The organism is Polaromonas sp., from assembly GCF_010365105.1.
GTDB lineage: Bacteria > Pseudomonadota > Gammaproteobacteria > Burkholderiales > Burkholderiaceae_C > Polaromonas.
The window spans coordinates 23,495-30,827 of the sequence record NZ_JAAFGZ010000040.1 but is presented as its reverse complement, the minus strand read 5'-3'; the positions used below and the strand labels follow the sequence as shown (position 1 = coordinate 30,827).

The following is a 7,333-nucleotide window of genomic DNA, read 5'->3' as shown; positions in this document are numbered from 1 at the left end:
GTGGAGGCAGCCGGGGTGGCGGCGGCTTCAGCAGTGGCGGCGGCGGCAATTTCGGCGGCGGCGGTGCCTCGGGCAACTGGTGAGGAGTAGCGGACTGATGAACAAACCTTCCCTGCTGCTCAAGCACCTCTGGCTCGATGTCTCCGACACCCGGCGCGCGATTCCGCACGACATGTTGCGTCGCCTGGCCGAACGCGTTGGCGCCAGCGAACAGCGCCACAGCGGCCAGATCCGCATCTGCGTCGAGTCTTCGCTGCCCATGAGCTACCTCTGGCGGTTGAACCGTGAAACCCCGCTGGCCGAATTGATCCGTCAGCGGGCCGTGACGATGTTCGGCAAGCTGCGGGTCTGGGACACCGAGCACAACAACGGCGTGCTGGTCTATGTGCTGCTGGCCGAGCATGCCATTGAAATCGTCGCCGACCGGGGCTTGCGGCGCCATGTGGACGACGGCCACTGGCAGGGGGTGGTGGCGCACATGGCCGATGCCTTTCGCGAAGGGCGCTACGAGGACGGGCTGACGCAGGCGCTGGAAGAAACCTCGGCGGTGCTGGTGGCCCATTTTGCGCGAACGGACGCGTCGCCGGCGCAACCCAATGAACTGCCGGACACGCCACTGTTGCAATGAGCCGTGCAGGGCAGTTGCTGTATTTCGCTATGCTTTAAATAGCTATCTTCCCTTACAGGTCGGGCGGAAAAGGCTTTTTTTATCATAAAAGCCATTGCCAGCCGTGGTCAGCGCTTGGGCGGCACGCGCCAGACTGCCCCGCCACCGACGGCATACAACGTTCGCCCGGGCTGCTGCTCCACCTGCCAGCCGCCGGTGAACTCGCCAAAAGCGGGCAGCACGGCGCAATGCTTGTCCACACTGAAGCAGGGCAGCCGCATGTGGTCGCGGCCCGGCCCGCGCAGTGTCAGCGCCGGATGCAGGTGGCCGGCCAGCACATAGCGCCCCGCATCGGTCTGCGGATGATGGCAGGCGGCAAACGGACCTATCGGCCAGGGTTCATCGACCACGCGGATATTCAGTGTGGGCGGCGGATCGCCGGCGCGGCTGTCATGGTTACCGCGCACCAGCAGGCATTCCAGCGCCGCATGCCCTTGCCGCCAGTGCGCCAGTTCGGCCAGCAGCGACGGTGTCCGGGCTTGCGCTGCATGCAGAAAGTCGCCCAGGAACACCAGCTGTGCCGGCTGGTAGTGGTGCAGCAGGCCCGTCAGGCGCGCCAGGTTTTCACTGGTGGTGCCGGCAGGCACCGGCTGGCCCAGCGCCCGGTAGGTGGCTGCCTTGCCCAGGTGCAGATCGGCCACCCACAGCACCCGCTCGGCCGGCCACCACAGCGCACGCTCGGGCAGCAGCCACAGCGTCTGTCCGGCGCATTCCATCGCCAGTGGACGTCCGGTTGCCACGGCGCTTGCGGTCATCACAACCCCGGCCTGCGGCCCGTGGCGCGGCGGGGTGTACGCGCCTTGCCCGACGTCACGGGGCGCGACAGGGTGTCCTGCGAAAACGCCAGCGACAGGCGTATGTTCTCGGCGGCTGCGGCATCGGCCCCGACGGCGTCCTGTTCATGAAGGCATGCCGGACCATCGGCCGCCCGGTCCAGCTGCGCCACCATGCGCGCAATCCGGTCGGCCACGCTTTCATTCGACAGCTGCTCCCGGAAGCGCTCGACCATCAGCGGAAAGGCAAAGGGCGTGGGCCGGGCCAGTACCCTGAGCTGCAACTGCTGGCGGCTCATGCGGTCCAGCGCTGCCTGCAGCCGGCCGATCTCCAGTTCCTGCGACAGCAGTTCCTGCTCGGCCTGTTGCAGCAGCCGGTTGGTCGGATCGTATTTTTTGAATACTTCGTAGAACAGCGACGACGACGCCTGAAGCTGCTTGTTGCTGCGCTTTTCACCCGGGTAGCCCTGAAAGATCAATCCCGACACACGTGCGATTTCGCGAAAGCGGCGTTGCGCCAGTTCGCTGGCATTCAGGCTGGCCAGCACCTCATGAAGGAGGTCATGGCCCCCATCCTCCCCACTGCATGTGGTTCGCTGCCCTCCGGGTGGGTCGCTTCGCCTGCGGCCCGGCGAAGCCGGTTCGGCGGCCGTGACTGGCGTCATGCCATCAACCTCTTCGATTGACGGGTAGGCGCCCGGCGTCAGGACTTGCGGCAGCAAGGCAGGCCAGTCCACCTCTGTGGCGCTGAGCAACTCGAAACCGTAGTCGTTCACCGCCATGGAAAAGGTGCGCGGCGCATGCTGCGCCACGCGCCAGGCCAGCAGGCTGGCCAGCCCCAGGTGCACCGGCCGGCCGGCAAAGGGATACACAAACAGGTGCCAGCCTTCACGCGTGACCAGCACTTCGGCCAGCAGGTCCCCGGGCGTGGGCAAGGCCGACCAGCGCTGCTGGATTTCCAGCAGCGGCCGCATCGCCTGGAGTTCGGGCGTACCGTAAACCCCTTGCCTTGCCAGACCGAACTGCTGCACCACCGCATCGGCCAGGGTCGTGGACAGCGGCAGACGGCTGCCGCTCCAGCGCGGGATGGCCGGTCGCTTGCCGGTCGCGCGCCGCACCCAGGCGGTCATTTCGTGGATACGCACCAAAGCCAGCAGCCGGCCGCCGAACAGGAAGCAGTCGCCGGGCTTCAGGCGCGCTGCAAAGCTTTCCTCCACCGTGCCAACCTTGGCGCCGCCCACATACTGCACCGCCATGCTCGCATCACTGACGATGGTGCCGATATTCATGCGGTGGCGTCGCGCCAGACGGGCATCGGGAACGCGCCACACGCCCTCCCCGTCAGGCACAGCGCGCCGGTAGTCCGGATAGGCCGTCAGCGAAGCGCCACCCCGAGCGACAAAGGACAGGCACCAGTCCCAGTTTTCCCGGGACAGGCCGGCATAGGCCGCCGTGCTGCACACCTCGGCATACAGCGCATCAGGCATGAAACCGCCGCCCAGCGCCACCGTGACCAGGTGCTGCACCAGCACGTCAAGCGGCTGGTCGGGTGCGCTGCGCGACTCGATGTGGCCAGCGGCAATCGCCGTCCGCACCGCCGCGCCTTCGGCCAGTTCAATGGCCAGGGTGGGCACCAGGGTGATGCGCGACGGACGGCCCGGCGCATGGCCCGAGCGGCCGGCACGCTGCAGCAGCCGCGCCACGCCCTTGGGCGAGCCGATCTGCAGCACCCGCTCGACCGGCAGGAAATCAACCCCCAGGTCCAGGCTGGAGGTGCAGACCACCGCCTTGAGTTCGCCGTTTTTCAGGCTCAGCTCGACCCATTCCCGCACCCCCCGGTCCAGCGAGCCGTGGTGCAGCGCAATCACCCCGGCCCAGTCGGGCCGCGCCTCCAGCATCGCCTGGTACCAGAGTTCAGCCTGCGAACGGGTGTTGGCAAACACCAGCGTGGTGCTGCTTTTGTCGATTTCAGCGATCACCTGTGGCAGCAGGCTCAAACCCAGATGGCCGGCCCACGCAAAGCGGTCCACCTGCGGCGGCAGCAGCGTGTCGATCAGCAGTTTTTTCGGCACCTGGCCTTGTACAAGCACGCCCTGGTCATGGCCCAGCAGGGTGTGCATGGCTTCCTGCAGGTTGCCCAGCGTGGCCGACATGCCCCAACATGACAATGCCCCCACGCTTGTCGCTTCGCGTACTGCGCTGCCCCCCGTGGGGGCCACTGCGCCTGCGGCCCGGCAAAGCCGGTTTCGCGGCCCCTGCTGGAATGGAACTTCCGGGGTCTCGTCTGCCGTTTTCGTTCTATTCCATGCTTTCAACCGCGCGAGCCCGAGCTGCACCTGCACTCCCCGCTTGTTGCCGATCAGCTCATGCCATTCGTCTACCACCACCATCCTGACGCTGCCCAGCACCTCCCGGGCGTCGGCGCGCGCCAAGAGCAGCGACAGGCTTTCGGGTGTGGTGACCAGCACCGTCGGCAGCCGCTGGTTCTGGGCGCTGCGTTCTCCGGCCGCCGTGTCGCCGCTGCGCGCGCCGGCGCTCCAGGCGGTGAAGCGGGGCGTTCCATCGTCATTCAAAGCGGCGTTCAAGGCGTCCAGCGGCGCCTGCAAGGCGCGCAGCGTGTCCGCCGCCAGGGCGCGCATCGGCGTGATCCACAGCACGGTCAGGGGCGCGCTCACCGATTGACGTGGTTTTTTTGAATTTACTCCTTTTTTGATAGCTGAAGATGCCCTGCTGACTTGCGTAAGGGCACTAAAAGACATCAAAGCACCGAACCAGACGGCATACGTCTTGCCCGCACCGGTGGTGGCATGCAGCAGGCCCGAACGGCCGTCGGCAATCGCTTTCCAGGCATCGCGCTGAAACTTGAAAGGCTTCCAGCCACGACAAGACAGCCAGGCATTGAGCACCTGCTTTGCTGCTGCGGCCGCCGAAGGTTTGGTCATGCTTATCCCGGCAGCAGGGCCGACAGCGTTTGCAGCGTGTCGGCGTCTGGCACCGTCTTGTCTTCGCGCCAGCGCAGCATGCGCGGAAAGCGCACGGCAATGCCGCTTTTGTGGCGCGGGCTGCGGGCAATGCCTTCAAAACCCAGTTCAAACACCAGCGTCGGCTTGACGCTGCGCACCGGGCCGAAGCTCTCGATCGTGGTCTTGCGAATGACGGCATCGACGCGCGCCATCTCGGCATCGGTCAGGCCGGAATAGGCCTTGGCAAAAGGCACGAGCTTGCGATCAGGCTGTTCCGGCGGGCCATCCCACACGGCAAAGGTGTAGTCGCTGTACAGGCTGGCCCGCCGGCCATGGCCGCGCTGGGCGTAGATCAGCACCGCGTCGATGCTCAGCGGATCGATCTTCCACTTCCACCACAGCCCGTCCTCCTTGGTGCGGCCGACGCCGTAGGGCGCCTCGCGCTGCTTGAGCATCATGCCCTCGACGCCCATGGACCGCGCCGACTCGCGCTGGCGTGCCAGGTCCGGCCAGCTCTCGCCCTCAAGCACCGGGCTGGGCAACAGTGCGGGGTGGTGCAGGTCGGCCAGCAGCGTGTCCAGCAGTTCGCGGCGCTGCGATTGCGGTAGGCTGCGCACATCGCGCTGCGCCCATTCCAGCAGGTCGTAGGCCAGCAGCACCACCGGAATGTCGCGCAGCAGCTTGGCGCCCAGCGTCTTGCGTCCGATGCGTTTTTGCAGGTCGGCAAAGGGCTGCACGCTGCCTTCGCTGCCAGGGAGATCGGCATGGCTGCGCCAGACCACGATTTCGCCGTCGAGCACGGTGCCGTCGGGCAGCGCAGCGCCCATCGCCGCCAGTTCAGGAAAGCGCTCGGTCAACAACTCCTCGCCGCGCGACCAGATCCACACCTGGCCGGCGCGCTTGACCAGCTGGGCACGAATGCCGTCCCATTTCCATTCTATGATCCAGTTTTGAGGCGTACCCAGCAGCGCGTCGAACTGGTCCAGCGGCTGGTTGAAGGGATGGGCCAGGAAAAACGGATACGGCTGGCTGCTGGTTTGCGGATTCAGTTCGCTATGGCTCTCTGCCGCGACCAGCGCGGCATAGTCGGCGGCGCTCGGTTGGCCGCTAATGTGCGTGTAACCCATCAGCCGCTGCGCCACCCGCTTGGCATCGACACCAGCGACAGCCGCCAGCGCCTGCGTGACCTGCAAACGCGACACGCCAACGCGAAAGCCACCGGTGATGAGCTTGAAATAAACCAGCCTCTCATCCAGTGCCAATTGACTCCATTGCTGACGCAGCAAGTCTGGCAGGTCGTCGGGCGCAGTCTTGCGCAGGGGCAGCAAGTGCTGCTCAATCCAGGTTGCCAGGCCGATGTCATGGCTGCCTGTGGGTGGAGGCAGCAGCAGCGCCATGGTTTCGGCGAGATCGCCGACCGAATCGTAACTTTCGTCAAACAGCCATTCCGGCAGTCCGGCGGCATCCTGCGCCAGCTGGCGCAGCACTTTGGTCGCCACCAGCTGACGCGGCTTGCCGCCAGCCAGAAAATACACCGCCCACGCGGCATCGGCCGGTGCCGCATCCTGCAGATAACGCCGCAGTGCCGCCTGCTTCGCCAGGCTCGACGTGGTGGCGTCAAGTTCGCGGTAAAGGGCCGCAAAGGCTTTCATGAAGCAGCATCGCCCGGGAATGGCGCAGACCTGGATTGCACAATTTCGGGTTCGATACCGCCCGTTTGGGTCGCAGCCAAAGGCGGCGCCTGATCGGCAATGTCTTCATCGCCGCCATATTCGGTCTTGAAGCCTTGCGCGTCCAGCCCACGCTCGCGCAGCCAGCGCACCATCACCGCCACGCTGCCATGGGTGACAAACACGCGCTCGGCCCCTGTGCCGTCGATGGCGCGTTGCAGCCCGGGCCAGTCGGCATGGTCGGACATCACAAAGCCACGGTCCACCCCACGTCGGCGGCGCGCGCCCCTGAGCAGCATCCAGCCGCTGGCAAACGCATCCGAATAATTGCCAAAGCGGCGAATCCAGGGCGTGCCTTGGGCAGAAGGCGGTGCCAGCACCAGCGACTGGCCGATGGTGCTGGCATCCGCTTCGGCAACAGTTTGCGTGGCGGGCAAATCGACGCCAGTGGCCCGGTACACCCGGTTCAGCGGCTCGACCGCGCCATGCGTCAGGATCGGACCGATGCTGGCATCCACGCCATGAAGGATTCGCTGTGCCTTGCCAAACGCATAGCAGAACAGCACCGACGCGCGCCCCGCCGCCGCGTTGCCACGCCACCACTGGTTGATGTCAGCGAACAAATCAGGTTGCGAGGGCCAGCGGTAAATCGGCAGTCCGAATGTTGACTCGGTGATGAAGGTATTGCAGGCTACAGGTTCGAACGGCTCGCAGGTGCCGTCGTCTTCCAGCTTGTAATCACCCGAAGCCACCCAGACTTCCCCGCCGTATTCAACCCGAACCTGGGCCGAACCCAGCACATGGCCGGCCGGATGCAGCGAAATGCGGACACCGTTGTGCAGCACCGACTCGCCATAAGGCAGGGTTTGCAAGGTGATCTCGCCAAGGCGACTGCGCAGAATGCCTTCGCTCTTGTCGGTCGCCAGGTAACGTGCATGCCCGATGCGCGAGTGATCTGAATGTCCGTGGGTAATCACAGCGCTTTCGACCGGTTTCCAGGGGTCGATGTAAAAATCACCTGGGGGGCAGTACAGGCCTTCGGGCCGGGCAACAATCAGATTCATGGTCAATTTCAGGGATGAAAAAGCTTGGCCATTGCGCACAGGCAATGAAGCACCTTGTCATCCTAGCGCCAGTGACGTGAAACTGCTTGGTACAGGCCAGCCTGTGAGCAATCTGCAGGGACTTGACGGTTTTCTTTGACGCCGCAACGCAGTTTGTCGGCATGAAAAAAGCCCCTTGCTTGCACAAGGGGCTTGA

General features: G+C 65.2%; 5 protein-coding genes. 1 reads left to right on the top strand and 4 read right to left on the bottom strand.

Annotated features, from left to right (window positions below; genetic code table 11):
* The first annotated feature begins 97 nt into the window (after nucleotides 1-97).
* Nucleotides 98-628 (top strand): TPM domain-containing protein, encoded by a 531-nt coding sequence (locus tag GZ092_RS18745; protein ID WP_293638602.1) that lies wholly within the window; start codon nucleotides 98-100, stop codon nucleotides 626-628.
* 107 nt (nucleotides 629-735) lie between these two features.
* Here GZ092_RS18745 and pdeM read toward each other — a convergent pair whose 3' ends face one another.
* The 4 genes from pdeM to GZ092_RS18725 are packed head-to-tail and all read right to left on the bottom strand — an operon-like array spanning nucleotide 736 to nucleotide 7,137.
* On the bottom strand, nucleotides 736-1,422 hold the full coding sequence (gene pdeM / locus GZ092_RS18740) for a ligase-associated DNA damage response endonuclease PdeM (protein ID WP_293638600.1): 687 nt from the start codon (nucleotides 1,420-1,422) through the stop codon (nucleotides 736-738).
* A complete protein-coding gene (locus GZ092_RS18735; protein WP_293638598.1) occupies nucleotides 1,422-4,382 on the bottom strand; it encodes a ligase-associated DNA damage response DEXH box helicase in 2,961 nt (986 codons plus the stop codon). The genes pdeM and GZ092_RS18735 overlap by 1 nt, the downstream gene beginning before the upstream one ends.
* Before the next feature lie 2 nt (nucleotides 4,383-4,384).
* A complete protein-coding gene (locus tag GZ092_RS18730) occupies nucleotides 4,385-6,055 on the bottom strand; it encodes an ATP-dependent DNA ligase (RefSeq protein ID WP_293638596.1) in 1,671 nt (556 codons plus the stop codon).
* Nucleotides 6,052-7,137 carry a ligase-associated DNA damage response exonuclease gene (locus GZ092_RS18725; RefSeq protein WP_293638594.1) on the bottom strand — a complete coding sequence of 362 codons (1,086 nt, stop codon included), beginning with the start codon at nucleotides 7,135-7,137 and terminating at the stop codon, nucleotides 6,052-6,054. Before GZ092_RS18725 ends, GZ092_RS18730 begins: the two co-directional genes overlap by 4 nt.
* Nucleotides 7,138-7,333 lie beyond the last annotated feature (196 nt).